Annotated in this window: 27 protein-coding genes and 2 pseudogenes; 23 read left to right on the forward strand and 6 right to left on the reverse strand. The window is 45.0% G+C overall.

The window, feature by feature from the left end:
* The first annotated feature begins 39 nt into the window (after positions 1-39).
* Positions 40-1,143: a Gfo/Idh/MocA family protein gene (locus tag GGC63_RS08200; RefSeq protein ID WP_192701873.1), complete on the forward strand. Its 1,104-nt coding sequence runs from the start codon at positions 40-42 to the stop codon at positions 1,141-1,143.
* Between the two features lie 73 nt (positions 1,144-1,216).
* On the opposite strand, the gene sspI is transcribed toward GGC63_RS08200, so the two are convergent.
* Positions 1,217-1,420, reverse strand: a complete 204-nt coding sequence (gene sspI, locus GGC63_RS08205; RefSeq protein ID WP_079914891.1) for a small acid-soluble spore protein SspI — start codon at positions 1,418-1,420, stop codon at positions 1,217-1,219.
* Between the two features lie 166 nt (positions 1,421-1,586).
* Here sspI and GGC63_RS08210 point away from each other — a divergent pair.
* The 3 genes and pseudogenes from GGC63_RS08210 to GGC63_RS08220 form a co-directional block, all read left to right on the forward strand.
* A pseudogene (locus GGC63_RS08210) lies at positions 1,587-2,279 on the forward strand (potassium channel family protein); the annotation flags it as partial.
* 9 nt (positions 2,280-2,288) lie between these two features.
* A complete protein-coding gene (locus tag GGC63_RS08215; RefSeq protein ID WP_192701875.1) occupies positions 2,289-3,104 on the forward strand; it encodes a TrmH family RNA methyltransferase in 816 nt (271 codons plus the stop codon).
* A gap of 740 nt (positions 3,105-3,844) precedes the next feature.
* Positions 3,845-5,089 carry a nucleoside permease gene (locus GGC63_RS08220; RefSeq protein WP_192701876.1) on the forward strand — a complete coding sequence of 415 codons (1,245 nt, stop codon included), beginning with the start codon at positions 3,845-3,847 and terminating at the stop codon, positions 5,087-5,089.
* Between the two features lie 668 nt (positions 5,090-5,757).
* Here GGC63_RS08220 and GGC63_RS08225 read toward each other — a convergent pair.
* The gene (locus GGC63_RS08225; protein WP_192701877.1) at positions 5,758-7,002 is read right to left on the reverse strand and encodes an ROK family protein; all 1,245 of its coding nucleotides are present in this window, start codon (positions 7,000-7,002) and stop codon (positions 5,758-5,760) included.
* Positions 7,003-7,363: 361 nt separating this feature from the next.
* Between GGC63_RS08225 and GGC63_RS08230 the strand changes: the two genes are divergently transcribed.
* From GGC63_RS08230 to GGC63_RS08250, 5 genes are all read left to right on the forward strand, one after another.
* Entirely contained in the window at positions 7,364-8,185 is an 822-nt protein-coding gene (locus GGC63_RS08230) for a purine-nucleoside phosphorylase (protein ID WP_192701878.1), read from the forward strand.
* Between the two features lie 44 nt (positions 8,186-8,229).
* Positions 8,230-9,138 (forward strand): EamA family transporter, encoded by a 909-nt coding sequence (locus tag GGC63_RS08235; RefSeq protein WP_192701879.1) that lies wholly within the window; start codon positions 8,230-8,232, stop codon positions 9,136-9,138.
* A 46-nt stretch (positions 9,139-9,184) separates the two neighbouring features.
* Positions 9,185-9,646: a nucleoside deaminase gene (locus GGC63_RS08240; protein WP_192701880.1), complete on the forward strand. Its 462-nt coding sequence runs from the start codon at positions 9,185-9,187 to the stop codon at positions 9,644-9,646.
* A 144-nt stretch (positions 9,647-9,790) separates the two neighbouring features.
* A complete protein-coding gene (gene deoB / locus GGC63_RS08245) occupies positions 9,791-10,972 on the forward strand; it encodes a phosphopentomutase (RefSeq protein ID WP_192701881.1) in 1,182 nt (393 codons plus the stop codon).
* Positions 10,973-11,442: 470 nt separating this feature from the next.
* The gene (locus GGC63_RS08250) at positions 11,443-11,835 is read left to right on the forward strand and encodes a hypothetical protein (protein WP_192701882.1); all 393 of its coding nucleotides are present in this window, start codon (positions 11,443-11,445) and stop codon (positions 11,833-11,835) included.
* A 139-nt stretch (positions 11,836-11,974) separates the two neighbouring features.
* Here the strand turns inward: GGC63_RS08250 and GGC63_RS08255 are convergent, their stop codons facing one another.
* The gene (locus GGC63_RS08255) at positions 11,975-12,826 is read right to left on the reverse strand and encodes an aldo/keto reductase (RefSeq protein WP_192701883.1); all 852 of its coding nucleotides are present in this window, start codon (positions 12,824-12,826) and stop codon (positions 11,975-11,977) included.
* Between the two features lie 168 nt (positions 12,827-12,994).
* Here GGC63_RS08255 and GGC63_RS08260 point away from each other — a divergent pair, with 168 nt between their 5' ends.
* Positions 12,995-13,444, forward strand: a complete 450-nt coding sequence (locus GGC63_RS08260; protein WP_192701884.1) for a MerR family transcriptional regulator — start codon at positions 12,995-12,997, stop codon at positions 13,442-13,444.
* Positions 13,445-13,574: 130 nt separating this feature from the next.
* Here the strand turns inward: GGC63_RS08260 and GGC63_RS08265 are convergent, their stop codons facing one another.
* A complete protein-coding gene (locus GGC63_RS08265; RefSeq protein WP_192701885.1) occupies positions 13,575-14,123 on the reverse strand; it encodes a TetR/AcrR family transcriptional regulator in 549 nt (182 codons plus the stop codon).
* Positions 14,124-14,408: 285 nt separating this feature from the next.
* Between GGC63_RS08265 and GGC63_RS08270 the strand changes: the two are divergent.
* The 8 genes and pseudogenes from GGC63_RS08270 to GGC63_RS08305 form a co-directional block, all read left to right on the forward strand.
* Positions 14,409-14,720 (forward strand): annotated as a pseudogene (locus GGC63_RS08270) (SDR family NAD(P)-dependent oxidoreductase); the annotation flags it as partial.
* Between the two features lie 21 nt (positions 14,721-14,741).
* Positions 14,742-15,914: an MFS transporter gene (locus tag GGC63_RS08275; RefSeq protein ID WP_192701886.1), complete on the forward strand. Its 1,173-nt coding sequence runs from the start codon at positions 14,742-14,744 to the stop codon at positions 15,912-15,914.
* Positions 15,915-15,997: 83 nt separating this feature from the next.
* The gene (locus tag GGC63_RS08280) at positions 15,998-16,201 is read left to right on the forward strand and encodes a hypothetical protein (RefSeq protein WP_079914854.1); all 204 of its coding nucleotides are present in this window, start codon (positions 15,998-16,000) and stop codon (positions 16,199-16,201) included.
* A 194-nt stretch (positions 16,202-16,395) separates the two neighbouring features.
* Complete coding sequence (locus tag GGC63_RS08285; protein ID WP_192701887.1) at positions 16,396-17,448, forward strand: NAD(P)-dependent alcohol dehydrogenase; 1,053 nt, start codon at positions 16,396-16,398, stop codon at positions 17,446-17,448.
* A gap of 404 nt (positions 17,449-17,852) precedes the next feature.
* Positions 17,853-18,608, forward strand: a complete 756-nt coding sequence (locus tag GGC63_RS08290; protein WP_192701888.1) for a carboxymuconolactone decarboxylase family protein — start codon at positions 17,853-17,855, stop codon at positions 18,606-18,608.
* 39 nt (positions 18,609-18,647) lie between these two features.
* Positions 18,648-19,511, forward strand: coding sequence for an aldo/keto reductase (locus GGC63_RS08295; RefSeq protein ID WP_192701889.1), 864 nt, complete (start codon positions 18,648-18,650; stop codon positions 19,509-19,511).
* Positions 19,512-19,593: 82 nt separating this feature from the next.
* Entirely contained in the window at positions 19,594-20,004 is a 411-nt protein-coding gene (locus tag GGC63_RS08300) for a cupin domain-containing protein (RefSeq protein ID WP_192701890.1), read from the forward strand.
* Positions 20,005-20,246: 242 nt separating this feature from the next.
* Positions 20,247-20,768, forward strand: coding sequence for a TetR/AcrR family transcriptional regulator (locus GGC63_RS08305; RefSeq protein ID WP_192701891.1), 522 nt, complete (start codon positions 20,247-20,249; stop codon positions 20,766-20,768).
* Between the two features lie 26 nt (positions 20,769-20,794).
* Here the strand turns inward: GGC63_RS08305 and GGC63_RS08310 are convergent, their stop codons facing one another.
* Together GGC63_RS08310 and GGC63_RS08315 are read right to left on the reverse strand one after the other, a co-directional pair.
* A complete protein-coding gene (locus GGC63_RS08310) occupies positions 20,795-21,553 on the reverse strand; it encodes a hypothetical protein (protein ID WP_192701892.1) in 759 nt (252 codons plus the stop codon).
* Between the two features lie 173 nt (positions 21,554-21,726).
* Positions 21,727-22,131: a DUF2188 domain-containing protein gene (locus GGC63_RS08315; protein WP_192701893.1), complete on the reverse strand. Its 405-nt coding sequence runs from the start codon at positions 22,129-22,131 to the stop codon at positions 21,727-21,729.
* A 150-nt stretch (positions 22,132-22,281) separates the two neighbouring features.
* On the opposite strand from GGC63_RS08315, the gene GGC63_RS08320 reads away from it, so the two are divergent.
* The 5 genes from GGC63_RS08320 to GGC63_RS08340 all read left to right on the forward strand — a co-directional run bounded on the left by GGC63_RS08320 (position 22,282) and on the right by GGC63_RS08340 (position 26,114).
* Entirely contained in the window at positions 22,282-22,809 is a 528-nt protein-coding gene (locus GGC63_RS08320; RefSeq protein WP_192701894.1) for a hypothetical protein, read from the forward strand.
* Positions 22,810-22,904: 95 nt separating this feature from the next.
* Entirely contained in the window at positions 22,905-23,264 is a 360-nt protein-coding gene (locus tag GGC63_RS08325; protein ID WP_192701895.1) for a phage holin family protein, read from the forward strand.
* Positions 23,265-23,536: 272 nt separating this feature from the next.
* The gene (locus tag GGC63_RS08330; RefSeq protein ID WP_079914864.1) at positions 23,537-24,241 is read left to right on the forward strand and encodes an HAD family hydrolase; all 705 of its coding nucleotides are present in this window, start codon (positions 23,537-23,539) and stop codon (positions 24,239-24,241) included.
* Between the two features lie 115 nt (positions 24,242-24,356).
* Positions 24,357-24,782, forward strand: a complete 426-nt coding sequence (locus GGC63_RS08335; RefSeq protein WP_079914865.1) for a MarR family winged helix-turn-helix transcriptional regulator — start codon at positions 24,357-24,359, stop codon at positions 24,780-24,782.
* A gap of 60 nt (positions 24,783-24,842) precedes the next feature.
* Positions 24,843-26,114: an MFS transporter gene (locus tag GGC63_RS08340; protein ID WP_079914866.1), complete on the forward strand. Its 1,272-nt coding sequence runs from the start codon at positions 24,843-24,845 to the stop codon at positions 26,112-26,114.
* Positions 26,115-26,329: the final 215 nt, after the last annotated feature.

Below are 26,329 nucleotides of genomic sequence, written 5' to 3' on the forward strand. Positions count from 1 at the left end.
CATTCGTTACCAATCGTGGATTAGGGAGGCCATAAACGCATGGAGAAGATAAGAATCGGTATTATAGGCTGCGGTAAAATCAGCAGTATTTATTTTAAAAACTGCAAGTCGTTTGATGTATTGGATGTAAAAGCGTGCGCGGACTTGAATGTGGCCCGGGCGCAGGCAAGCGCGGAGGAATTCGAAATTCCGAAGGCTTGTACGGTAGAAGAGCTGCTGTCCGATCCCGAAATTGATCTGGTTATCAACCTGACGATTCCTGCGGCCCATGCCGATGTATGCATACAGGCGCTGGAAGCGGGCAAGCATGTGTATGTAGAAAAGCCGCTGGCCGTCACCCGCGAAGAGGGTCAGCGAATCTTGGCAGCTGCCAAATCCAAAGGGCTTCTGGTGGGAAGCGCACCGGATACGTTCCTGGGAGGAGGCATCCAGACCTGCATCAAGCTGATTCAGGACGGCTGGATCGGCACGCCTGTAGCGGCTACGGCTTTCATGATCGGGCGCGGTCACGAGCATTGGCATCCGGATCCCGAATTTTATTATGCCCAAGGCGGGGGACCGATGTTCGATATGGGACCTTATTATTTAACCGCCCTGGTAGCGATGCTGGGACCTATTCAGCGCGTGACCGGATCAGCCAAGATTTCCTACCCGGAACGGACGATTACCAGTCAGCCGAAATACGGCAAAACCATTCAAGTCCAGACTCCTACGCATGTCGCGGGAGTGATGGATTTTCACAGCGGGGCGATCGGCACGATCATTACCAGCTTCGATGCCTTCGGCGGAGCGCAGGTTCCGCGGATTGAGATTTATGGCAGCGAGGGTACATTGAGCGTACCGGATCCCAATACATTTGGCGGTCCGGTTCTAGTTCGCCGTCATGATGCTAAGGAATTCACCGAGGTGCCGTTATTGTACGGCTATGCGGATAACAGCAGAGGGCTCGGGGTGCTCGATATGGCTTACGCGATCAAGAACAAGCGGATCAACCGCGCGAACGGCGAGCTTGCCTACCATGTCCTGGAAGCCATGCACGGGTTTCATGATGCATCCAACGAAGGCAAGCATTACATCATGCAGAGCAGCTGCGAGAAGCCTCAACCGATGCCGGCGGGCGTGGTTAAAGGAATACTGGACTAATCCCTATCCCATAGGAATAAACAAGAAACCGCTAGGGTCTTTCCAATATCCCTGGCGGTTTTTCTTTAAGTTCTTACGTTAAATGTTCTTTTAAAGTGCTCACCAGCTGCGCTTGCGTATCGTGGCTGCTGTTCTGCCATATGATTTCGAACAAAACCCCTAACCCCGGAAGCACTTGCTCCTGGCCCCCGATCGACCCTTCAATAACGCCAAAAAGCTCCTCGTCATCTTTGTTCGTAACTCGTTGAATTATGGCCTGTCTCAGGTTTAAGTTCATGGAAGTGTCCTCGCTTTTCATCTCATGGTTTACCTGATTACTATGCTCCAAAAAGGGGCTGTTCATGCTCCGTTATGATCCGGATATTTTATGGTATAATAATAAAAACCGTACATATCATGCATTTTGATGATGAAGCTATAGCTGTAATGGCGGGTGCTGGAGGCATGCTGTCTATCGAAATGAAGGGGTGAGTTCCATGAAAAAGCAATTCGCCGTTATCGGAATGGGGCGTTTCGGTTCCAGTGTAGCAAGGACGCTGTCCGACCTAGGCTATGAGGTGCTGGCCATTGACAGCAGCGAGCAAAGAACGCAAGAAATCTCGACGATGGTGACGCATGTCGTCCAGGCGGATTCCACGGATGAAGAGGCACTGCGTTCCTTGGGACTTCGCAATTTTGACGTCGTAATTGTCGCCATAGGACAAGATATTCAGTCCAGCATATTGACCACGATTATTTTGAAGGAAATCGGCGTGCCGAAGGTTGTGGTAAAGGCCCAAAACGAGCTTCACGGCAAAGTGGTAAAAAAGATTGGTGCCGATAAGGTCATCTATCCGGAACGGGATATGGGCCAACGGGTCGCGCATCATTTGATCTCATCCAATATACTAGACTATATCGAGCTGTCCGAAACTTACAGCATTATCGAGGTTCAAGCGTCGCGGACCTTAATCGGCAAAAACCTTCGGGAGCTGGACATTCGCGCCAAATACGGATGCAATGTCATGGCTATTAAGGCCGGATCGCATATGAATATCGCCCCGAGTGCGGAGGATTTGATCAAAGAAAATGACGTACTCGTTATCGTAGGAAAAAATGAAGATTTGAATAATTTTGAAAAAACATTCGCAGAGTAGGCTGTTGTTATGACATTGTTGGAATCATCGATTACTTCCGTCCAAAACGCCCGGGTGAAGGCATGGGCGCAGTTATTGGACAAAAAAGGCCGGGACAAGCAAGGCCAGTTCATTATTGAAGGCGTGCATTTGGTGCAGGAGGCTCTCGAATCGGGAGCCGCTATCGAAACCTTAGTCGTTGCCGAAGACCGGCAGCATGAGCTGCCCGACGGATTGCTGAAGCAGGCCATTGACGCAGGAATTGAGTGCATAGCCGTAAGCGAGCAGGTGCTCGCCAAATGCACGGACACATTGACGCCTCAGGCAGCGTTCGCGGTGTTGTCCAAGCTGGATTGGTCACTGGACGATTTCATGCGTGCGGATTCCGTGGGATTGGTCGTTGTTATCGACGGGATCCAGGATCCGGGTAACCTCGGAACCATCATCCGAAGCGCCGATGCGGTAGGGGCTACCGGCGTTCTGCTTGGCCGCGGCACGGTAGACTTGTATAACCCCAAAACCGTCCGCTCCACTATGGGCTCGTTATTCCATCTCCCGATCGTGCAAGGAGACTTACGGGACGCGCTCCCTCAAGCTGCCTCGCAAGGAATTGCCATTGTGACGACAAGTCTCCAAGGCAAGCGGAGCTGCTATGAGTATGATTTCCGCCAGCCGGTGTGGTTCGTTGTCGGCAATGAAGGACAAGGCGTCTCGGCCGAAGTGTCCGCCTTGGCGACGGAGCATATTCTTATCCCGATGCAGGGACGAGCGGAGTCTCTTAATGCTGCGATGGCGGCGACCGTGGTTCTTTTTGAAGCTATGCGGCAGCGGGGGATAAGCAAATAAAAAAATCCTGTCCAATCCCAACAAAAGTGTCCCTGAATAAAAATTAAAGTCCCGACAAGACTAAAGACTGGAAAATGCATGGGCTTTCCCCAAGTGTTTATCCAGTCTTTTTTCATCCTAAAGAGCAGGGAGGGACAGGAGGAAGGGACAAGGGAAACGAGCAAAGAGATAAGAAGGACAAGGGATCGTGGGCTTCTGTAGAGGAAAATTCTGATCCTTACTCAAGTCTTTTCTCAAAGCTTTTCCCGACTTTGATCCTAACGCGCCACAACTTGCTTTAGAAATCGTGAGCGGATGCCAAACGTAAAGGAACCAGGCAGATGTAGAATGCTTGGTTCCTTTATTTCTTTTTATATATTAATAAAATATATAAAAAGATTGCGAATATCCTATTATTTAATTTCTAATTCAAAGCTATATTTAAATTCTTTTTATATAAATGAAAATTAGTTCTTTACAATCAGGTGCTTACCGGATTAAACTATAGTTAACAAATAGATTGAAAAGGCTTTACAAACGGATGTAATATTTTTGAGTAACACCAAGGGGGAGTAAGTCCAGTACGTAAAAATGCTAGTGACCTGGTATGAGCAAGTAATTGGTATGTACAGTTGATGTTAAGGAATCAATACATGTTTTTAAAACTAAATGTAAACCCTTCCAATGCAATTGTAGAGAATTCACTGAAAAGGGCATGTCAAAGTAACTCGAATATCCAAGCTCAGAAGGAGACATACAATATGGCAATGAAATTACGGCTTAGAATAATGAATTTCTTTCAATTCTTCATTTGGGGCTCTTGGCTAGTAACCCTGGGATCCTATATGATCAATACATTGCATTTTACAGGTGCACAAGTTGGAATGGTTTATAGCGCAAAAGGATTGGCCGCCATTATCATGCCCAGCTTGGCAGGTATTATTGCGGATCGCTGGATTAAAGCCAATAGGTTATATGGAATATTACATGTTTTAGGTGCGATTTCGTTATTTATTGCTGCGCAAGTGTCAGATCCGACGGTTATGTTCTGGGTAATATTGTTTAATTCTTTGGTATACATGCCAACGAGTGCTTTAACGAATGTTATTTCGTATGTTGCTCTCGAGAAAGCTGGACTTAATACAGTGAAGGACTTCCCACCAGTTCGTGTGTTTGGAACCGTCGGGTTCATTGTTGCAATGTGGGTAGTTAGCCTTAGTGGATTTGAATTGAGTAACATTCAATTATATATAGCTGCAAGCATTTCTCTCTTACTAGTCTTATATTCAATTACGCTCCCTGATTGCCCAACATCTAATGAAAGAAGGAGCAAGTCGTGGGTAGGTCTCTTGGGACTGGATGCGTTTGTACTATTTAAGCAGAAAAAAATGGTCATCTTTTTTCTTTTCTCAACATTGCTAGGTGTTGCATTACAAATAACTAATACGTTCGGTAATCCGTTTTTGCATGACTTTGGTCTGAATCTTGAATATAAAGATAGTCTTGTTGTAAAGTATCCATCCATTTTATTATCGGTGTCACAGATAGCAGAAGTATGTTTTATCCTTGCCATTCCATTTTTCTTGCGTAATTTTGGAATCAAGAAAGTAATGCTTATAAGTATTGTGGCGTGGACACTGCGTTTTGTACTTTTCGCTTATGGTGGCCCGTCTGGTTTAGGATTTACATTACTTCTGTTATCCATGATTGTTTATGGCTGTGCATTTGATTTCTTTAACGTCTCAGGAGCTATTTTTGTAGAAAAAGAAGTGGATCCTAGTATTCGTGCAAGCGCACAAGGTTTGTTCCTAGCAATGGTAGATGGAATCGGAGCATATGTAGGCGCTATCGCAAGTGGAAAAGTTGTAGATTATTTTACGGTAGATGGCGTAAAGGATTGGCAGAATATTTGGTTGGTTTTTGGTGCATACACACTCGTACTGGCAATAGTATTTGCGGTAAGCTTTAGATATAAACATGATCCAAATGCAATGAAGATTTCATAATGGGAGATCCAATTTTAGAGTTATGAAAGGAGTGGTGTATAAAAATAGAACGTAGAAAACTACATTGGCTTAATCACAATGCATACTAAAGGAGTAAGTTGAGTGAGAAGTTTAAGAGAATTCGATATTGTTGAAATGACTACCCAAAATGTAGTTGAAAGTGATGAAGCATAACATGCTATAAAACGAAAAAAAGGAAATTTATGTTAAGGTATTCATCTATTTTAATATTGTCCAGGGACATAAACATATTCCTATTGAGAGCCGCTATCATCTAGGCGGCTTTTTTGTTTTATCTGCATAAAATATTCTTGATCCGAGTCACCGCCTTGATCGGCGCGGCCATGCTGTGCAGCGTTTGCAGCCTCAATAATACAACCTTTGAAAAACAGTGCGGTCTTTACAAATGGTCGGCTGCAGGCACTTAAGACGGCCAGCGCATGTTTATACTGGGCACAGGGAAGGCATAGCGCGCCGCGGATTATCTTATCTCTGAATGACGGTGGCTTACGGAAGGAAAGGCCGTCAGTTTAAGAAGGATTTAGCAACAAACTATACGATCATTGACATTACCTATATTCGCGTTGGAGTACAATTTGTGTACCTGTCTGCCATTCGACATTTAAAATATAATGAGAAATCTTATTAATGAAAAGTTTAGTCCAGTATTACTCTGTTTTACTTACTCGCTTTTCTTCATCAACATGCATTTCTTCAGTGAAGTAGTCCAATACCATACAACCAGCTCCTTGAGCCACAATATTGTAGGCGGCAGTGGACTTGATTATTTTGACATTACTATTCGGGTGAAACCTTAGCCGATCCTGTGCAGTTTTGGCTGCGACATCAAAAAAACGCGGTTTTGGCACTAGAGTTCCTCCAAAAACCACAATCTCGGGACGTAACAGAAAAATTAGATTACTGAGACCAATACCAAAATAATAAGCGGCATCTTCTACCACTGCTAAACAGAGCTCATCGTTTTGCTCTAAAGCATGTAATATATGAAATAAATCAATATCTTCAACATCTTTAACTTCATACGAAAGCATAGAAGGTTTGCCGCGTTTTATGAGTCGAACCATTTCCTCACGTATAGCCGGCAAACTACTGTATGCTTGTAGACATCCATATGAGCCACATGAGCAACGCCGGCCATGAATATCAATGATGATGTGTCCAAAGGTATCCTCCGTCTCTCGCTTACTGCTAACCAACCTTCCTTGGGAAATAGTTCCACAACGAATTCCAATATCGCTGGATACGAAAACCAAATTGTCAGTTTCCTTCCAATAGTTCATGCGATATTCAGCGAGCGCAGCCAAATTGGTCCCGTTTTCCAAAAATACAGGAACGTTGGTTTTATTTTTTAAATAATCGATAATATTTAAGTCCCACCCGCCTGCAGGAAAGTGTTGAGGGTGAGAAATAGCTCCCATAGCTGGGTCAAACGAATCTAGAACCCCAATACCAATACCCAACAACTTCTCTCTAGGAATGGTATTTTGAGCTAATAAGTTCTCCACACATGTTACTATATAATTTAATGTGTACTCTCCAGTACATTCAGCATTCATTTTCAGTTTTTCAACGCTTATGATGTTTAGCCTTAAATCAAGGAGCAAGATTGTTGTATATAAACTTGTTAATTCTACACCAATTAAGTAGTAAGCATCTGGTTTGATAACATATGCTAAAGGTTTACGGCCACCACTTGATTTTCCAATACCACTATCATAAATAAGACCTTCCTCAACAAGTTCTTCAAGCAAGCGTCCACAAGTTACATGTTTAAAACCAGTGTGTTCAGTCAACGTGTTAATGGTTACAGGCCCTAATTTACGAACCAAGCTATATAACAGTTTTAAGTTCTTTGCTTTAGGTGATGATAACTCTTCAAATTTATTTAGCATATAAACTTCTCCTTGCTAAGTGATCTTATAAACATATTACAAATCCACATATTGTTACAATTATTATCGGACTTTTTTTTAGATATATCCACAATATTTAATAAACCAGGCAGTCTCGAATGGTTTACCTAAGAGTATTTAGAAGCAGTCGAAATACAGGGTCTTTTATACTTATATATAAAAAGATAAAGAGTAATAAAATAAATTTTAATATATTCGATAATCTTTTTATAAAAAATATAAATAGTTATTTACAAAATGTCATATAGCAATTAAACTTACTTTAGAAAGCTGTTGTAGCATCAAATGCTAAATGTTTGTTACACGTTACTTACAGCACAATATATCAGGAGGATGTACTATGCATAGAATGCAAGATATTCAGGAAGCAAAAGACTTCATTATGACTAAAACCTCGTATCGCCCAACAATCGGAATGATTTTGGGGTCCGGTTTGGGAGCACTGGCTAACGAAATTACAAACTCTTTCACAATACCTTACAGCGAAATCCCTCACTTTGCAAAATCTGAAGCGGTGGGACATGCTAATGAACTGGTCATCGGTGAATTAAAGGGGAAAACTGTCGTTGCAATGAAAGGGCGTTTTCATTATTATGAAGGTTTTTCTTTGGATGAAGTGACTTTTCCTGTAAGAGTAATGAAAGCTCTTGGGGTAGAAAACTTGCTCATCACCAACGCTTGCGGTGCTGTTAATAAGGATTTTAAACCAGGCGATTTAATGTTGATTACGGATCATCTCAATTTGGTAGGGACGAATCCATTGATCGGACCTAATAATAACGAGCTTGGTACCCGTTTCCCTGATCTTTCCCAAGTGTATAATCATGAATTGCGTCAAATTGCTGCGGAAGTGGCTAAAGAACAAAATACAACTTTACGTCAAGGAGTATACTCCTGGTGGAGTGGTCCAGCTTATGAAACTCCGGCCGAAATTCGAATGATTCGTACGTTGGGAGCCGACGCAGTTGGTATGTCAACCGTACCGGAAGCAATCGTAGCTGTCCACGGGAATATGAAGGTTCTTGGTATTTCTTGTTTGACCAATATGGCATGTGGCATTCTGGATCAACCACTAAGTCATGATGAAGTAATTGAGGTAGCTGCTCTGGTAAGAGAGAAATTCATTGCATTAGTTAAGGGAATAGTAGAGAAGGTTCGATAACTTGGATAAAATTGGTCAAGATTGGTTAATATAAAGGCGGGATTATGAGAGGATATATTTATGTCATATTAGGTGCAATTAGTTATGGTTTATTGTCCACATTTGTAAAATTAGCCTATAAAGACGGGTTTATTGTTAATGATGTTGTGGGAGTACAACTCCTAATGGGGGCCATACTGTTGTGGGGTGCAGTCCTTCTTAGTAAAAGAATGAAGAGTGCGAAACAGCAGAAGTTCGTAAAGCTGGTTAAAAGGGAAGTCCTTCTATTAACCACCGTAGGATCTACAACAGGGCTTACAGGAATGTTTTATTATCTATCACTCCAATACATTTCAGCTTCTTTAGCCATTGTGCTCCTTTTTCAGTTTACATGGATCGGCGTGCTGCTGGAGGCAATTATCAACCGGAGAATACCTGAAAAGGGAAAGCTTCTCTCCATTATCCCTTTACTTATCGGGACCATAAGTGCAACCAACATTTACTCAATGGGGCTTTCTGCCGTTCACTGGCTTGGATTTTTGTTTGGTCTCCTAGCAGCACTATCATATTCAATTTTTATTCTTCTTAGTGGAAAGGTCGCGGTTCAGGCCAATCCTATGATGAAGACAGCTTTGATGTCTACCGGAGGCTTTATTGTTTGTTCGCTCATTTTAACACCTACGTTTTTTAGAGATGGAAAACTGTTATTAGAACTGGTTATGCAATACGGAATTATTTTAGCTTTCTTCGGCCCGTTTTTATCAACACTGCTTTTCTCTAAAGGTGTTCCGTTAGTGGGGCCAGGATTAGCTTCAATCCTGGGGGCAATGGAGCTTCCTACAGCCATGCTAATGTCAGTCTTCTTTTTGAATGAACATATCGGCATTCCGCAATATGTGGGGATAGTCCTGATTTTAATAGGAATATCGCTACCAAAATTGCTTAAGAACAAGCAAAAGGAACTAAGTGTTTAAATTGTGTTTAGCTAAATAACATTCATAGAAATAGGAGGCATCTAGAATGATAAACAAAGATGAATTGTTTATGAAAAAAGCGATTGAAGTTGCTCTGCAAGCCCGCAATGAAGGAAATGAGCCTTTTGGTGCTATTTTAGTCAAGGGTGAAGAAATCGTTATGATCGGAGAAAATAAAATCAACACGTTTTGTGATCCAACGCATCATGCGGAAATCGGCTTAATTCGGAAGTTTTGTTCAGAACATAATGTCTTTGATTTGAGCGAATACACTTTGTATACAAGTTGTGAACCTTGTGTAATGTGCTCGGGAGCTATGGTTTGGTCTAATTTGGGTAGAATGGTGTATAGCGTTTCTCATGATCAGCTTGCTAAAATTGCGGGAAGTAATATAATGATCGCTTGCAATGAGGTTTTTGAAAAAAGCCCTCAAAGACCTGAGTTGGTTGAAAAAGTACTCAATGATGAAGGTTTGAAAGTATTTGATGGATACAAATTTTCTCATTAAGAGAATCTTTAGAAAAGAGATTGCAATGGACAACTTCACCGAGCAGTGGGGCTGTCCTCTTTTATGTGCATTGTACTCTGATTAAGCAATTGGAACTAAAGGGGTTTATTCTTGAGATGGTATGGGATAAGGGGGAATTGTATAATGAAACATCCATTTAAACGAATTCATTTAATCGTGCTTGACTCCGTTGGGATTGGAGAAGCACCAGATGCAGCTTTTTTTGGAGACGAGGGTGCTGATACATTAGGGCATATCGCAGAGATAATGAATGGTTTGAACCTGCCAAACATGGCTGCACTTGGCCTGTCAAACATTAAAGAAATAAAAGGGGTACCAAAAGCAGATAGTCCGGCGGCTTTTTGGACCAAAATGCAGGAGGCATCTAATGGAAAAGATACGATGACAGGTCACTGGGAAATTATGGGTTTGCGTATAGATTTGCCATTTCAAGTGTTTCCAAATGGTTTTCCTGCTTCATTGATTGAAGAACTGGAAAAAAAATCAGGTAGAAAAATCATTGGTAATAAACCTGCCAGTGGTACTGAGATATTAGATGAGCTTGGGGAAGAACATGTAGAAACAGGAGCTCTAATCGTTTATACATCAGCAGACTCCGTTTTGCAGATTGCAGCTCACGAAGAGATTGTACCTCTTGATGAGTTATATCGTATCTGTGAGATCGCGCGCGAAATGACCAGAAACAGCGATTACATGGTCGGCCGTGTTATAGCAAGGCCATTTATAGGGGGACCTGGACATTTTGAACGTACAGCCAATCGGCACGATTATGCGTTGAAACCTTTTTCCCGGACAGTCATGAATGAATTGAAGGATGCCGGATTCGATGTATTCGCAGTAGGGAAAATATCAGATATATACGATGGAGAAGGCGTTACAGAGGCTATACGAACAGTATCCAATATGGATGGGATGAACAAGTTCATACAAGTTGCAAAGAAAGATTTTAAAGGCTTGTCTTTCTTGAATTTGGTTGACTTTGACGCGCTATATGGCCACCGCCGTGATCCTCTAGGGTATGGTAAGGCTCTTGAGGAGTTTGATGCTCGGTTATCTGAATTAATAGATAACTTTACCGATGAGGATTTGCTAATTTTAACTGCGGACCACGGCAATGATCCTGTTCATCATGGAACAGACCATACTCGTGAATATGTGCCTTTACTTATCTACTCCACGGCATTTTCTGAAGGTAAAGAACTGCCAATTCGTAAAACGTTCGCAGATATTGGCGCTTCGGTGGCTTACAATTTTGGTGTCAAAATGCCGGAGCACGGTAGCAGTTTTATTCAGGAGCTAGAGTAACAAGAAATGTTTCGGCGGAAGGATATTGGACCATTCCGACTTTGAATTTCATCTACAAAATAGTCCAAGAAGCAAATTTGTATGGTTTTACGCAGTAATTGAACGCATTTTGATAAGCTGAAAAAGGTATGTGCCAAGGAAAAAACCGGGGTTACGCGCCTGCAAAAAATGAATCTTGCATGTAATTTTCCCAATCGATATTGTAACAAGGAAAGGAGGGATTCATCGGATACATTCTCTGTTTGTTGACCAGCTTTCGTTTCATTAACACTAAGAAGGGATGGTGAGCAGGTGACATCAAAAAAAACATGACATAAAAAATGGAAACGCTTACTCGTGGGTCGGAAAGGGGAAATTTTGATGAGCCATTCTTTCGCTTTGATCTTTTTCCAAAAAAATAAAAGCGCTTACGTTGATGTTGGAATAAAGGTTAATATTTCTTGCACACTGTAGAGAGGAAGTGATCACAGTTGGCTTTACTTAAAAAAATGTTATCAGTCTCGATATTAATTTGTATGGTGGCTATGTGGTTTGCACCTGCTGTTCCAATAGGCATAGCTCATGCTGAAAAAGAAAGCAATATTATGTTTCAGGACGATTTTGAGAGCGGTACCATTTCTTCAAGCTGGAAAATAGAGTCTGGGACGTATGTCATTCAGAACAGTGCGCTTACAGCAACCCATGTTAATTCAGCCATTTCTTCGGGAGATTCTTCGTGGACGGACTATACGATAGAGTCCAAAGTGAGATTGAACCATGATGGGGCCTATGGCGGGATCATGTTCCGGTTCCAGGATATCAATAACCACTACTGGCTGCGGCTGTTCAAACCGGCCTCGGGCATTGTCATCCGACGACATTAAAAAGAAAATGATGACTCTAAATGAAAGGACTCGGTGGTTTGAATTTACAATTCAAGTTGAGAAAGGACAGGGGCAATCGCACTGTCCTTTCTTAATAGATGAAGATAAACGCATGATGCGTTTACGGTTTAATCAAGGTTTACAGATCGACTTTCCAGTTGCCCATCATCTTGGCGACTTCCGGATCGTGGTACGATAAGAAAAGACTTTGCCGCGTGTCGAGAGTGGAAATCTGTTCGATGTCGTCAGCACTCAACTCAAAATCGAAAATGTTGAAGTTTTCGACGATCCGTTCTTTTTTAACTGACTTCGGAATTACAACGACTCCTCGTTGAACAAGCCAGCGAAGCGCGACTTGGGCGACGGACTTGTTGTGTTTTTCTGCGATCGAGGCTAGCACTTCGTTCCCGAACAAATTGTTACGTCCTTCAGCGAAGGGCGCCCACGACTGGTGCTGCACTCCCTGTTCTTTCATAAAAGCGGCGCTCTCCATCTGATGGTAGAACGGATGCGTTTCGACCTGATTGACGGCAGGCACGATTTCGTTATGCACGATAAGGTCCATTAAACGGTCAGGCAGGAAATTGCTGACCCCAATCGCCTTGATCTTGCCTTCGCGGTACAGCTCCTCCATCGCACGCCAAGCGCCGTAATAATCGCCGAACGGCTGGTGAATAAGGTATAGATCCAGATAGTCGAGCTGGAGTTTCTTCAGCGATTTGGCAAACGCCACTCTGGCCCTCTCGTAGCTGGCATCCTGAACCCAAAGCTTGGTTGTGATGAACAGATCTCCACGTGGTACACCGCTGCGCTTGATCGCTCGACCGACCGCCTCCTCATTCAGATAACCGGCGGCGGTATCGATGAGGCGGTAACCAGCCATCAGAGCTTCATATACGGCGTTCTCGCATTCTTCAGCATCAGGAACTTGGTAAACACCGAAGCCGATGATCGGCATCTTCACGCCATTGTTTAATGTTACGGTTTGCATTGTAATTCCTCCCAGTGTTTAAATGTATAACAACAAACGGCGCTTATCCCCTGAATCGGGCACAGCAGCGGGGATTCTACTTACGACTCGTTTGCGTTACACTAAGCTTAGAACCTTCGTGTTACACGAAGTCAAGCTACTTAAAATTTTTTTCGAGGAGGATTTCACATGCATACGGTCAAAGAAGCTGCCCTAATAACAGGACTCACCGAGCACGCCGTGCGCTTTTACACGGATAAAGGCCTGGTGCCAAGCGTACAGCGCAATGAGAATAATATCCGGATGTTCAACGAAGAATCGATCAACTGGCTGCATGGCATCAAATGCCTCAAGCAATCCGGGATGCCGATTGAAGTCATTAAAAGGTACGTCGATCTCTGTCTCGAAGGGGATTCAACCGTTCCGCAACGCTGTGCACTCATTATGGAACATAAAGAAGCGGCGCTCGCCAAACTCGAAGAAGCCAAACGGCACATTGACCATTTGGAACAAAAAGCCAGCCTGTATCAGGCCATTCTGGAGCATCGCGCGCCGGATACGACCAATCCCGGCAACTGGGACAAAATTCTGCATATGCATGGTGACGTATTTTACTCGCCCTCTGTTCGTAAGGCTTGAGAGATATTCCGGGTTGATTATAAGATAGTTTGAGACTTGCTTATAACATCAATCAAGACAATCAGATGGCAGCAAATCCTTATAAGACAAGGCTTGCTGCCATTTGGTTTATTTCGGTATGCATTTTTATTTAATTATAAATTGCTTCAAATAGCGTCCCCACTTGTTCTGCCATAACACGAGGCGGACAGGGCATTCCATTCCTTAACCACCATTCCACTACCCCAACGTAAGCCGATGCAACAAAATGAACAATAACCTCTTCATTGATCTCGCTATGTTTTTCGTTTGTTTTGCGGAGTTCATTTTTGAATGCTTCGATTTGATACTCAAGGAATCGACTGCGAAAATACGGTGCGCCTTTATTTGCCAACATGGTCGAAAAGAATAAGTAGTGGCTTTCCAAGTATTCAAAACAAATCTGAGTTGCCGGTTTCCACTCCATTTCACACGCAGCTTCACTGATGTTTCGGAGTTTGTCTATATATTCCTCCATAAGCTTATCCAACAGGTCGAATTTATCCGTGTAATGAAGGTAGATGGTTTTGCGGCTAACATCCGCTCTGTCGGAGATGTCCTGTATCGTTATCTCATCGAAATTTTTTTCTGACATCAGTTCAAGCACCGCTTTTTTAATCGCTTCTTGCGTTTTGATGATTCGTCGATCCACTTTTGGCATTTGGGAGCACCACTTTCTCTAAAGTTAATACACATTTTCTGTGGATGTGTGAACTAATTAACGAATTCAGGGAATTTGGTCATTGAAAATCAGAATTCTATTTATGATAATACATATATGTTTTGTAATACACTATTGTGTATTATAGATCAACACGGAATTGCTGGATACGATTAAGTGTAATAAGACTCCTCTGCTCTATAAGCCGAAAAATGGAGGAAATAACATGTCAAAAGATAGTAAAGTGGCACTGGTCACCGGCGGAAATCGGGGAATTGGATATGAAAAGGATATGGGAGGATTATTAATGTTTCTTCGGAATATGGGGCGATGAGCGAAATGTCTTATCAGGGGGCAGGCGCCTATAAGTTGTCTAAGCTTGCCCTAAATGGATTGACACGATTGGTAGCTGCTGAAATCAATGGGGATATAAAAATAAATGCGGCAGATCCGGGTTGGGTAAGCTCGGATATGGGCGGACCGTCGGCTCCACGAACTCCGAAGCAAGCTGCGGAGTCGATCCTTTGGTTAGCTGCTATTGGACCTGAAGGGCCAAATGGCGGGTTTTTCAGAGACGGAGAACGGATAGATTGGTAACCTTTATGAAGGGGGAGGATTATGGAGAAGCAAAAAAGATGGCTGATACTGATACTAACCATAGGTGTTTTCGGGATCTTAAATACCGAAATGGGGGTTATTGGGTTATTGCCTTCCATTGCTGATCATTTTCATGTGAGTATATCAAAAGCAGGATTAACGGTGAGTCTTTTTGCCATTGCGATTGCAGTGTCTGGTCCTACGATGCCGTTATTGTTTTCGGGTATGAATCGCAAGAAGGTCATGCTGCTTGTACTAGGTGTTTTCGTTTTGGGAAACATGGTGTCCATATTTACATCTAACTTTACCATTTTATTATTGGCCAGTATCATTCCAGCCCTTTTTCATCCGATCTATTGTTCATTGGCATTTACAGCTGCTGCTTCCTCCGTAAGTAAAGAAGAAGCTCCAAAAGCTGTTGCTAAAGTATTTATAGGAGTATCGGCCGGGATGGTAGCCGGCGTACCGATCGCAAGCTTTATTAATAATGCCGTTTCGTATGACATGGCGATGGCGTTCTTTGCTATTGTGAACTCTATTGTACTCCTTGCTACATTGATTTTTGTGCCATCTATGCCTGTGAAAGAACGACTTTCTTATGGTACACAGCTCTCTGTATTAAAGAAATCTATTACATGGCTTTCCATCGTGACCGTCATTTTATTAAACTCAGCTGTATTTGGGGTTTATAGTTATTTTGCTGACTATTTGAAAACAGTTACAGCAATGTCCCCGAATACGATCAGTTTCACGCTATTCATCTTCGGCGGAGCCAATATTATTGGAAACATTATCGCAGGAAAGCTGCTTACACATAGTGCCCTTAAGTCTGTAGTTTCTTTTCCTTTGCTATTGGGTGCTGTTTACACCATTTTATTCTTTACCGGGCCGTTTACCGTACCTACGGCGATTATAACCTTCATTTGGGGAATATTAGCTGGAGGAATTATGGCCAATATAAATCAATATTTGATCGCCTCTGCAGCTCCTGAAGCGCCTGATTTCGCCAACGGATTATTTATATCATCCTGTAATGTAGGTACAACCTTGGGTACGGCAATCGGCGGGCTATTTATATCAGAAATGGGTACGCCTTACGTTGTTTTAGTGGGAATACTTTCATTATTGTTAAGCTTTGTTGCCATCATACTAAGAAGCTGCATGGTTTCACCAGCTCGGCAGCTCTCAGTGTGAATCCAATGCGCATAAAAGATACATGCATGGCCTATCCTATGTTTTGGTTAAAGTATCCGGACGTTGGAAAAGGAGGAGACGACATGGCAGCAGGACAAGGCTGGCAGCAGCAATGCCGGGAAATTCAAAATGCTTGCTCCAATAGCAACTGGAGTCAAGTGATCCAAGGGTGCAACGAGCTGATCCAATACGCGCAGCAGCAATCGGATGTTACACCCGCAGCAGTTGCACAAAACAATGAACAGCAGCAACAGCTATTCATTCAAGCGCATGCCGAGCAAGACTAATCGCAGCAATTGCAACATATAGCATTCAAAACACGAAATGATTCGGAAGGGCCCAGAATAGCATAGGCAGGATTAATGGGATGTCACGAGACCTTCGGATGCTAAGGTTATTGTAAAGCCATTCCCAAAGGTCGTGAGAACATCATCAGTGCCAAATTGGATAGGAAAGGCTTGTTCCGGTAGGAGGTAATATTATGATTACGACTAGTGCACGTGCTGTATTCAGTCCAGAAGGTTCGTCGTTCCAACTGACCACGATAGAACGCAGGGATCTTAAACCGCATGATGTCCTTATTGAGATTAAATACGCCGGTATTTGCCACTCTGATATCCATACTGCTCGCGGCGATTGGGGACCTGTCAATTATCCTCTCGTTCCCGGGCACGAGATCGCAGGAATTGTCACCCAGGTTGGTTCCGAAGTTACAAAATATGCGGTGGGGGACCGAGTTGGGGTAGGCTGTATGGTCGACTCCTGCCGGGAATGTGTTAACTGCCAAAGAGGAGAAGAGCAGTACTGCCTCAGTGGAAATACGGGAACCTATGCAGCTATCGATAGATACGGGCAATATACACAGGGCGGCTATTCTACCCACATCGTCGTAACGGAAGATTTCGTGGTTCGAATCCCTGATGGTATGGAGCTTGACGTCGCTGCACCGCTTTTGTGCGCCGGTATTACAACATACTCGCCTCTTCGCCATTGGGGAGCTGCCCCCGGCAAGAAAATAGCGGTTGTTGGATTTGGCGGGCTTGGACATATGGCTGTGAAGCTCGCTCATGCCATGGGGGCAGAGGTTACGGTGTTATCTCAATCATTAAAAAAGAAAGAAGACGGCTTGCGGCTTGGCGCGGACCATTATTATGCCACGAGCGATCCGGAGACGTTTAAGAAGCTTGCCGGTTCATTCGACCTCATCATAAATACTGTGAGCGCGAAGATCGATATTAATGCCTATCTTTCGCTGCTGGCGCTGGATGGTACATTGGTCAACGTCGGTGCGCCGGCGGAACCGTTGCCGGTTCAGGTATTCTCGCTGATCCCTCAGCGCCGGTCGTTTGCCGGTTCTATGATCGGTGGAATTCGTGAAACACAGGAAATGCTTGATTTCTGTGCTGAACACAATATAGCACCTGAGATCGAGGTTATTGCTGCCAAACAGATTGATGAAGCTTGGGAGCGGGTACTTGCTTCCGATGTCCGTTATCGGTTTGTAATCGACATCCGCACGATGGAGAATGAATAACGTTAGGGATAATCAACAAGCCATTGTCTTTTTGGACAACGGCTTGTTTTCGTATGATTCATAGATTTCTATCCAACAATGCCCCGAGAATGCCCCGAGTTGTGCTGCCAAGACTTGATGTGAAAAAGGCTTATTGACGTGCTGATTCGCACATTTCCCGCAGTTCGTTGATCTGCTCCTAGATAATCAACATTTGTTGATAAATTGTTTAGTAATGAACAAATTCAGCTACATTAACGATTGAAAAACCGTTGATTCTATATAAAATTATAAACAGATGTTGAATAAGTAAACAATGTTGAATATAAACAGGTCGGTCGGTTGGATCGCAGCTATATCAGTCGCAATTGCCATAATTCTTGCGGTGGTCTCATCTAGCCGTAAAACAAGCAGGAGGGTTATTGATGAACCGAATTGAAAAAAGCAAAGAAACATACAAACAGCTATTTGGCGATGGTGTCCCAGCGGCATATGCTACTGATCCTGATCTTCAAGACATCCTGAGCCGCTTTATTTTTGGAGAGGTTTTTTATCAAGGCACCCTGGACGATAAGCAGCGTGAGCTTATAACCCTAGTAGTGCTTACAACGAACCAAACCTTGCCCCAATTAAAGGCTCATGTTCACGCCGCGTTAAACGTTGGGCTCACACCAGTGGAAATCAAGGAGGCCATTTACCAGTGTGCGCCGTACATTGGATTTCCCAAAACATTAAATGCTGTTACTGAGGTCAACGAAGTCTTCAAAGCTAGAAATATTGCATTGCCGCTTGAGAGCCAAAAGCAGGTGGAAGAGGATAATCGGTTTGAAAAGGGGCTTACCGTGCAGGTAGAAATTTTCGGGGATGTCATTGCAACAATGCGGGAAAGTACCCCATCCAATCAAAAGCATATTCAAGACTACCTCTCCGCCTTCTGCTTTGGCGATTTCTATACCCGCGGCGGTCTTGATTTAAAGACGCGAGAGTTGCTGACGCTCTGCATTATTAGTAGCATCGGTGGCGCAGAAGGTCAAGTGAAGGCGCATGTACAGGGGAACAAAAATGTGGGAAATGACAAGGAAACCATGATCACCGCCATCACTCACTGCCTGCCCTATATGGGCTTTCCGAGAACACTAAACGCTTTAGCTTGCGTCAATGAAATGATTCCCGAAAATTAAGAGCTACAAAAAATATATCAATGCTAAGGAGACAAGAGCATGTTTAACGAAACTTACAAATTATCCAATGGTGTAGAAATTCCAAAATTAGGTCTTGGTACCTGGCTGCTTGACGATGAACAGGCAGCACAGGCAGTGCGTGATGCGGTATCTATCGGATATCGCCATATCGATACGGCACAGGCTTATAAGAATGAAGCTGGTGTAGGCGAAGGAATTCGTTCCTGTGGCGTCGCAAGAGAAGAGCTTTTCATAACGACAAAGGTTGCTGCAGAAGCAAAGAGCTATGATGCCGTTACACAGTCCATTGATGAGTCTTTAGCCAAAATGGGACTGGATTACATTGATCTTCTGATTATCCACAGCCCACAGCCTTGGAAGGAGTTTCGTGAGGAGAACCGTTATTTCGAGGAAAATAAAGAAGTATGGAAAGCCATGGAGAATGCTTATAAAACAGGCAGAGTAAAGGCAATCGGTCTTTCTAACTTCCTTCAGGATGATGTACAGAATATTGTTGCAAGCTGTGAGATCAAGCCTATGGTAAATCAAATCTTGGCACATGTGAGCAATACGCCTCTGGATCTTATTGAATTTTGTCAAAAGAATGACATCCTGGTAGAGGCATATTCGCCTATCGCACACGGTGCAGTCCTTGATCATGCGGAGGTGAAGGTAATAGCTGATAAGTATGGAGTGTCGGTTGCTCAGCTTTGCCTGCGTTATGATATCCAGCTTGGACTTGTAGTCATTCCTAAGACGGCCAATCCAGATCACATGAGAATCAATGCAGAGCTTGATTTTGTTATCAGCGATGCAGATATGGAGATGTTGAAAAATGTAGAGCCCATCCAGAGTTACGGTGAGCATAGCTTCTTCCCTGTATTTGGCGGGAAATTAAAGTAAACCATTATTAATGGGGGACTTTTTATAGTAACTGATCAGCTAGGGGATACCACTAGGAAGGATCATTATTGGAGGAATGAATATGGCAAAGCATGAAGAAGTAAAACATGGCGTTATTTTCCCAGTGGGCGAAAAAAATGAAGCATTTGCACAATATTTTGTGGGACAAAGCTATCTAAAAACATTAATTGCTGATCCTAAGGTGAATGTTGGCGTTGGAAATGTGACCTTTGAGCCAGGGTGCAGAAATAACTGGCATATTCATCGGAATGGATTTCAGCTCTTATTGGTGACTGGCGGCGAAGGCTGGTATCAAGAAGAAGGAAAGCCTGCTCAATCCTTAAAAGCCGGCGATGTTATTGTTACCCATGATGGAGTAAAGCACTGGCATGGTGCTGCAAAAGACAGCTGGTTCGAACACATTGCAATCACTGCGGGTACGCCGGAATGGTTGGAACCAGTAACCGACGAGGAATATAATAAATTGAACTAATAAGGAACTGGATCGGGAAGTTGTTTCTCAATCGATCATATAGCTCACTAGCGCTGGCTTCATAGAGGCTGAGGCTGTTCCCGGAGCAGAGCAACTGCTTAAAGGGAATAGCCTCTTTTTCTTGGATGAACAGGAGCTGGAAGGCATAGGAAGATGCAGTTGTAATTAACGGCAGATTAGCATACAATGTATGTATCTATTATTAATTGATCAATCAATAAAATAAAAAAGGGGGAACGAATATGGCAAAAGGAACAGCATCTGCAAATCGCCGTACGGAAATCGTATCAGCGGCGATTGAAGTGTTCGCAGAAATCGGCTACTACCGTGCAACGACGGCCCAAGTAGCGGAGCGCGCGTCAATCTCACAGCCTTACGTCTATCGCTTTTTTACGAAGGAGTCGCTGCTGGTGGAAGCGCTGGAGGTGTCCTGGCAGCGAATAGTGCAAGCCTTTCAACGCGTGATCGACACAGCGGCCCCGGAGCAATTGGAAATAGGCTTGATCCGAGCCTATGAGGGCATTATGGAGTCGCATCGCAGCGAGATTTTGCTCCAAATGCAGGCCCAGACGATACGGGAAACGCCGATACGCGACGCCATGAGACAGGGGCTAAGCCAAGTGAAGACGCTGGTGGAGAACGCCTTTATCCAGGCCGGAATCCCGGATGCGGATGAACGGACCTCGAATTTTTTGGCAAGAGGCATGCTGTGCAACGTATCGATGGCGATGGATATGCCGGATTTGATGGTGAAGAACAAATAATAACGAAAGAGGAGCAGGCGGATGCCTTACTCCTCTTTTTCGTTCATCTTTTGCAGCTTTGCCGGGTTGTTGATCTTGTACGGCACAGGATGCTTGGTAAGCTTCTTCGCAACGATTTTGCCCTCGAAGGTGAGCTTGTCCCCGACTTCGAGCTCGAGCTTCTTCAGCGTGGCGCTGTGGCTGGACCAGGCGTCGCCGACCTCCGTCTCCGGATCAACGATCTTAACGGCTTCGTAAACGATGACCTCATCGTCATTGTCGGAGAAATGGTTCGGAACGGTCGCAAACTCCTTCACGACAGCCGTCATTTTGACCTTCTCCTCCGGGAGCTGAAGCTTCTGCTTCTTTCCTTTGCCCTTCGCCGGTTCGGCGGTCTTAGGCGTTTCCGGCTCAGTCTCTTTAGCGGCGGCTGTGCTCGCAGCAACGGGCTGCGTCGCTATCTCCTCCAGCGGTTTGGCTGCTTCCGCTTCTGCAGGAGCCGAAGTCTGCGCTTCCTCTGTTATGGCCGTAGCCCGCTGTCCGTAGCTGGCGGCTTGCATCTCCTTCAAATAGGAGGGATGGATGCAGTGCAGCTGCTTGTTGTCCAATTCAATGATGGCCGTCATATTGTCGACATAGCCGATAATATGGCAGGCCAGATTCATGCCGTTGCCTTTGTAAAAAAACGTTTTACTCTTGATCGCCTTCTCGGAAAGCAGGCCCCATTCCTTGCATTTATCAATCTGTGCCGCCTCATCTTCAAAGGCGATATATGTCGTGGGCTCGATGGTGAACGCATATGCCATAGGGTTCTCCGCCTTTCTTATTCTCCCTTCCATTTTACCATTTTTGATGAGTTGTTTCATTATTTGGTGAGGAATGCCGAGACGACAAATAGCCTTCCTTATAATCGGAAGGCAAAGGGGAGATTTCGATAGTGTCCGCAGCCATGCACACCGGCTCCCTATACGACTCCGCTCTACGAATAATTATAGGACGTCTCCACCGTACCGTCTTGGCGATGAATGATAGCGCTCTTGTTCGAGTCGGATGCCTGCTGTTTGGCATAGTCGACAGCCTCTAGCTTGGTATCCGTACGAACCAAGGCTTGTTTCGCCCCCTCCTTCTTGACGGCCCAGCCATCGCCATCCGGGACGACATGGATATTGCTTTGTCGCGACCTAGGCGAGCTTGAACCGGCAGGATGTTCATACAAAGGATGGTCGTCATTCCACCTCTTCGCTTGCGCGGTCGCAATGGCAATGGCCCGGCCTTCCTCGTAGCCTTCCTCCAGCAAGGCATTTGCAATTTCTATCGCTTTCCCCCTCACACGCGGATCCAAATGCTTCATCGAAGCGGGATAATCATTCTTTTTCCATGGCATACAGGCTCCTCCTCCGAACGTTCTTATTCTGTAATTAGCCAGTTACAGAAGTTTCTAAACATAGGCTTCGCTTTGTTTTCCTTATTTAACCAATATGGTTTCTAACTGTGATAATATGGATAGGAATGGGGTTAAGGAGGCAAGGGAGCAATGGTTGGAATACTTTATTTTGTCGGGGCTCTTATTATTGTGGTTGGGGTGTTAGCGGGGGTTTTAGTCCCGCTGGGGCTCCCATTTATCGGCGGGTCTATTGTGAGCGGAATATTTTTGATGGCGCTGGGAAGAATCGTGGAGCTTCTCGAGAAGATCGAACGCAAGCTGCCGGGCCAACTGACTAGCCAAACACAGCAAGTACAGGAATACACCGTTAGCTCATCGGATTTCGAAGTGTATGAGTCCCGCAATGAAACGTACCGTTTTTTTACGCTGGACGGGGATGATTTTATTCAGGCAAGGGTCTTTAAACATTATATGGAGCTGCATGGGGAATCTATTGTATTCAAGCTGCCCAACCAGGAACAGAGAGAGTGGATCAAGGAACCGGCGTACCATGCGTCTGCCCACTTATTTACAAGGGATCATATTGTATTCGTTAGACTATCCTCTTTAAATATTAAAGCCTCGCGTTTAGGGGATTCCATTGTATTAAGCTATTCGGACAGTAAAATATTCATTTAACTAGCGGACATGAACGGGGCCATTGATGGATAGTATGAGAATAGAAGCACCCAGGCTCGGGAGATCCGCTTAGATGCAAAGGGAGGAACATAATCGTGAGAAATCTCCTCAATTTCCTAGTAACCCTGCTTGTATTTTGGATCGGAAATGAATATTTCCACCAATATGTTGCCATTAAGGATACCAAGACTTTAATCATTGCTTCGGTTCTAATGTTTGTGATCAGCCTTCTGTTTAGTCTTGCGATGGTTCTCTCCGTGCTGCTGATTACAGTAGGGATCGGCTGTCTGACGACGCCGGCTCTGATGCTGGTCTCGCTTATTTTAACACCAATCAAATTATGGCTTCTTGATAAATACTTGTACGGATTTGAAATTCACGGGTTCTGGACCTATGTCATCCTAACCCTGGTATTGAGCCTGTTTACGGTAAAAGTAAAGCACAAAAAGGACTGAGCAAGCTTACGATCATATCACAAAATATACCAGCGGCGCAATGCGAAACCTCCTCGTGTTGCGTTTTTTTATTGTAATTGAGGAAATGGAACAGCATTCAGAGGAGATCGAGAATATCGTGAAGGTCATTTCGGGAGGAAATCGCTACTTCTTCGTCTTCCTTGTCCAGGATGGCTGAAGATCTTCGCAGTTTGGTCGGTAACTTTAAGGTATAATAGGGGGAAAAGGTTGAGATCATCATCCTTGATGGAACGGGGAGGAGCGAAAACGAGATGCCCAAAGCCATTTTATTAGATATGGACGATACCATATTATCTTATGACCACGGGGTGGACACGGATTCGTGCTGGCGGAGATCCTTCGGCAGTAATCCGGGATGTGACCCTGAGGATCTGCTGGCAGAGATTAAAGCAGCGGCCCGATGGTATTGGAGCGATCCCGAGAGGCATCGAATAGGCAGGCTGGATCTCTATAAGGCTAGACAAGACATCGTTGGCATGGCCATGAAAAAGCTGGACGTTGAAAATGCCCCGCTTGTTGACACCATCGCCCATACTTACGGAGAAGAACGCGATAAGTGCGTTGCGCTGTTCCCGGACTCTATCGCCACCATCCAGGCTTTGCGGCAAAAGGGGATCAAGCTTGCACTATTGACCAATGGGAATGCGAAGCCCCAATGGGCGAAGATTCATCGTTTTGAGCTGGCACCGCTCTTTGACTGCGTCCTGGTCGAAGGTGAATTCGGCATCGGCAAGCCGGATGAACGCATCTATCTGCATGCGCTTGAGCGGCTCGAAGTAACTGCAGAGGAAGCCTGGATGGTCGGAGATAACTTCGAGTGGGAGGTAGCGGCGCCTCAGCGTCTGGGGATCCGCGGCATCTGGCTGGACCATAAGGGAGCAGGCGTACCTGCTGGCGCCACTGCTGTCCCTCACAGAATACTTAAGTCGCTGGGTGAGCTGCTTACCATGGTTTAACCGCGGGGGGCTATAAGCCCCTTTTTTTATTCTCATAAAAGAAATGATTGACAAAGGCGGCTCCTCCACATATATTTGTTGTACATACAAAATAAATCGAAAGGGGATCACCATAATGGACGAAGGCTTTTTACACGACTGCTTATTTTTTACCGCCAATCGACTAGGCCGCGCCATTACCAAAATAGCCGAGGAAGAATTCGCGCCGACCGGATTGACGCCTATGTACGGATACCTGATTCGCCTGGTGAATGGAACCCCTGGCATTACGCAGAAGGAATTGTCCGAGAAGCTGTCCATCACACCTTCAACGCTTACTAGATTCATCGATAAGCTGGAAGGCAAGCAGTTGGTGGAGCGGAAGGGGCAAGGAAAGACCGTTCTGGTCTACCCTACCGACAAAGGAATTGCTCTGGAGGGCACGATCCGTCAAGCATCGAAAAATTTACGCGCACGCTATGAAGCCATCCTCGGTGTAGAGGCAGCCGAACAGCTATCTTCTCTTATTGAGCTTTCAAGCGAACAGCTGGAAAAGAAATAATTTTTTAAAAATATTATTGTATGTACAACTAAATTAAAATAAAGAGGAAGTGAATCACAGATGGAGAGTCATCTCAAATCACCTCGATTTCATTATGGCTGGGTAGTGATCCTTGTTACCTTTGTAACACTGCTCATTTCCGCCGGGGTTCGTTCCATGCCCAGTATTCTGATTGTACCGTTCGAAAAAGAGTTCGGCTGGAACCGGGGCAGCATATCCGGAGTTATCTCTACAGGAATCTTTTTATATGGGATGGTAGGTCCGTTCTCGGCTGCCGTCCTGCAAAAGTATGGAATTCGCAGAGTCCTGATCATCACCTTGTCCGTATTGGGGGTCAGTATGGCGGTTACCCCGTTGATGACAGCCTATTGGCAGTATGAGATCCTGTGGGGGATTGTTTCCGGTCTCGCTACGGGAATGATGGCGAATGTGCTTGGCGTTACGGTCAGCAATCAATGGTTTGTGAAGCGTAAGGGGTTGGTCGTCGGCTTGCTGACGGCAAGTGCCGCTACCGGTCAACTGCTGTTCCTGCCCATGCTTGCGAAAATTATGGTTGAAGCCGGCTGGAGATATGCCGTCTATACGGCTGTTGCGGCTATTGTGATCGTATTGATCGCCGTCGCCATATGGATGCGAAACCATCCTTACGACGTTGGGGCCGCTCCTTACGGATCGGAGGAGGTGGTTCCGCCGGTGCCGTTTCAAGGAAATCTGTTCCTTAGTCCGTTATTGGCACTTCGGTCTGCGATGACGAACACGACCTTCTGGCTATTGGCAGGCACCTTCTTTTTTTGCGGATTTTCAACGAACGGGCTGATTGGCACGCATCTCATTTCGGCCTGTGGAGATTATGGGATTCCTGAAGTCATGGCTGCCGGATTGCTGGCCCTGATGGGGATGTTCGATCTGGTGGGAACGACGCTGTCAGGCTGGTTATCGGACCGGTTCGACAGCCGGAAGCTGCTGTTCTGGTATTACGGGCTTCGCGGGCTTTCTCTGCTGTTCCTGCCTTATGCCCTCGGCGCAGGTCCCAATATGCTGCTCGTGTTCTCCATCTTCTACGGTCTGGACTGGATTGCAACGGTACCGCCGACCGTGAAGCTCGCTGCCCAGGAATTCGGCAAGGAGAAATCCGGCATGATCTTTGGATGGGTGGTTGTGGCCCATCAGGTAGGCGCCTCGGTCGCGGCGTACGGCGCCGGAGCGATGAGAGAATGGTTCGGCAGCTACACAGTACCCTTCATCGCGGCGGGCTTCGTCTGCTTGTTCGCAGCGATGATGGCGATACGGATTTCTAAGGCCGGTGCCGCGGCCGCTCAGGTTCAGGCTTGATTTTGCTTCATCCCCGTGGATCAATCCAACGCGCAGGCTGCAGAAGGCAGCCTGCGCTTTTTGTGCGGCAGAACAGATGCGGGAAGCAGTAACGGATAAGCATCGCAAGATTTGTCAAAAATCGAGAAATCGGTGCGATGGGAGAAGGGAACCAGGCGGAACCGATGGATGCATCAAGATGCGGACATGAAGTTACGCCTGTTTGCCGTTGCCAA

Origin of the sequence: Paenibacillus sp. OAS669, from assembly GCF_014873645.1 — a bacterium.
Taxonomy (GTDB): domain Bacteria; phylum Bacillota; class Bacilli; order Paenibacillales; family NBRC-103111; genus Paenibacillus_S; species Paenibacillus_S vulneris.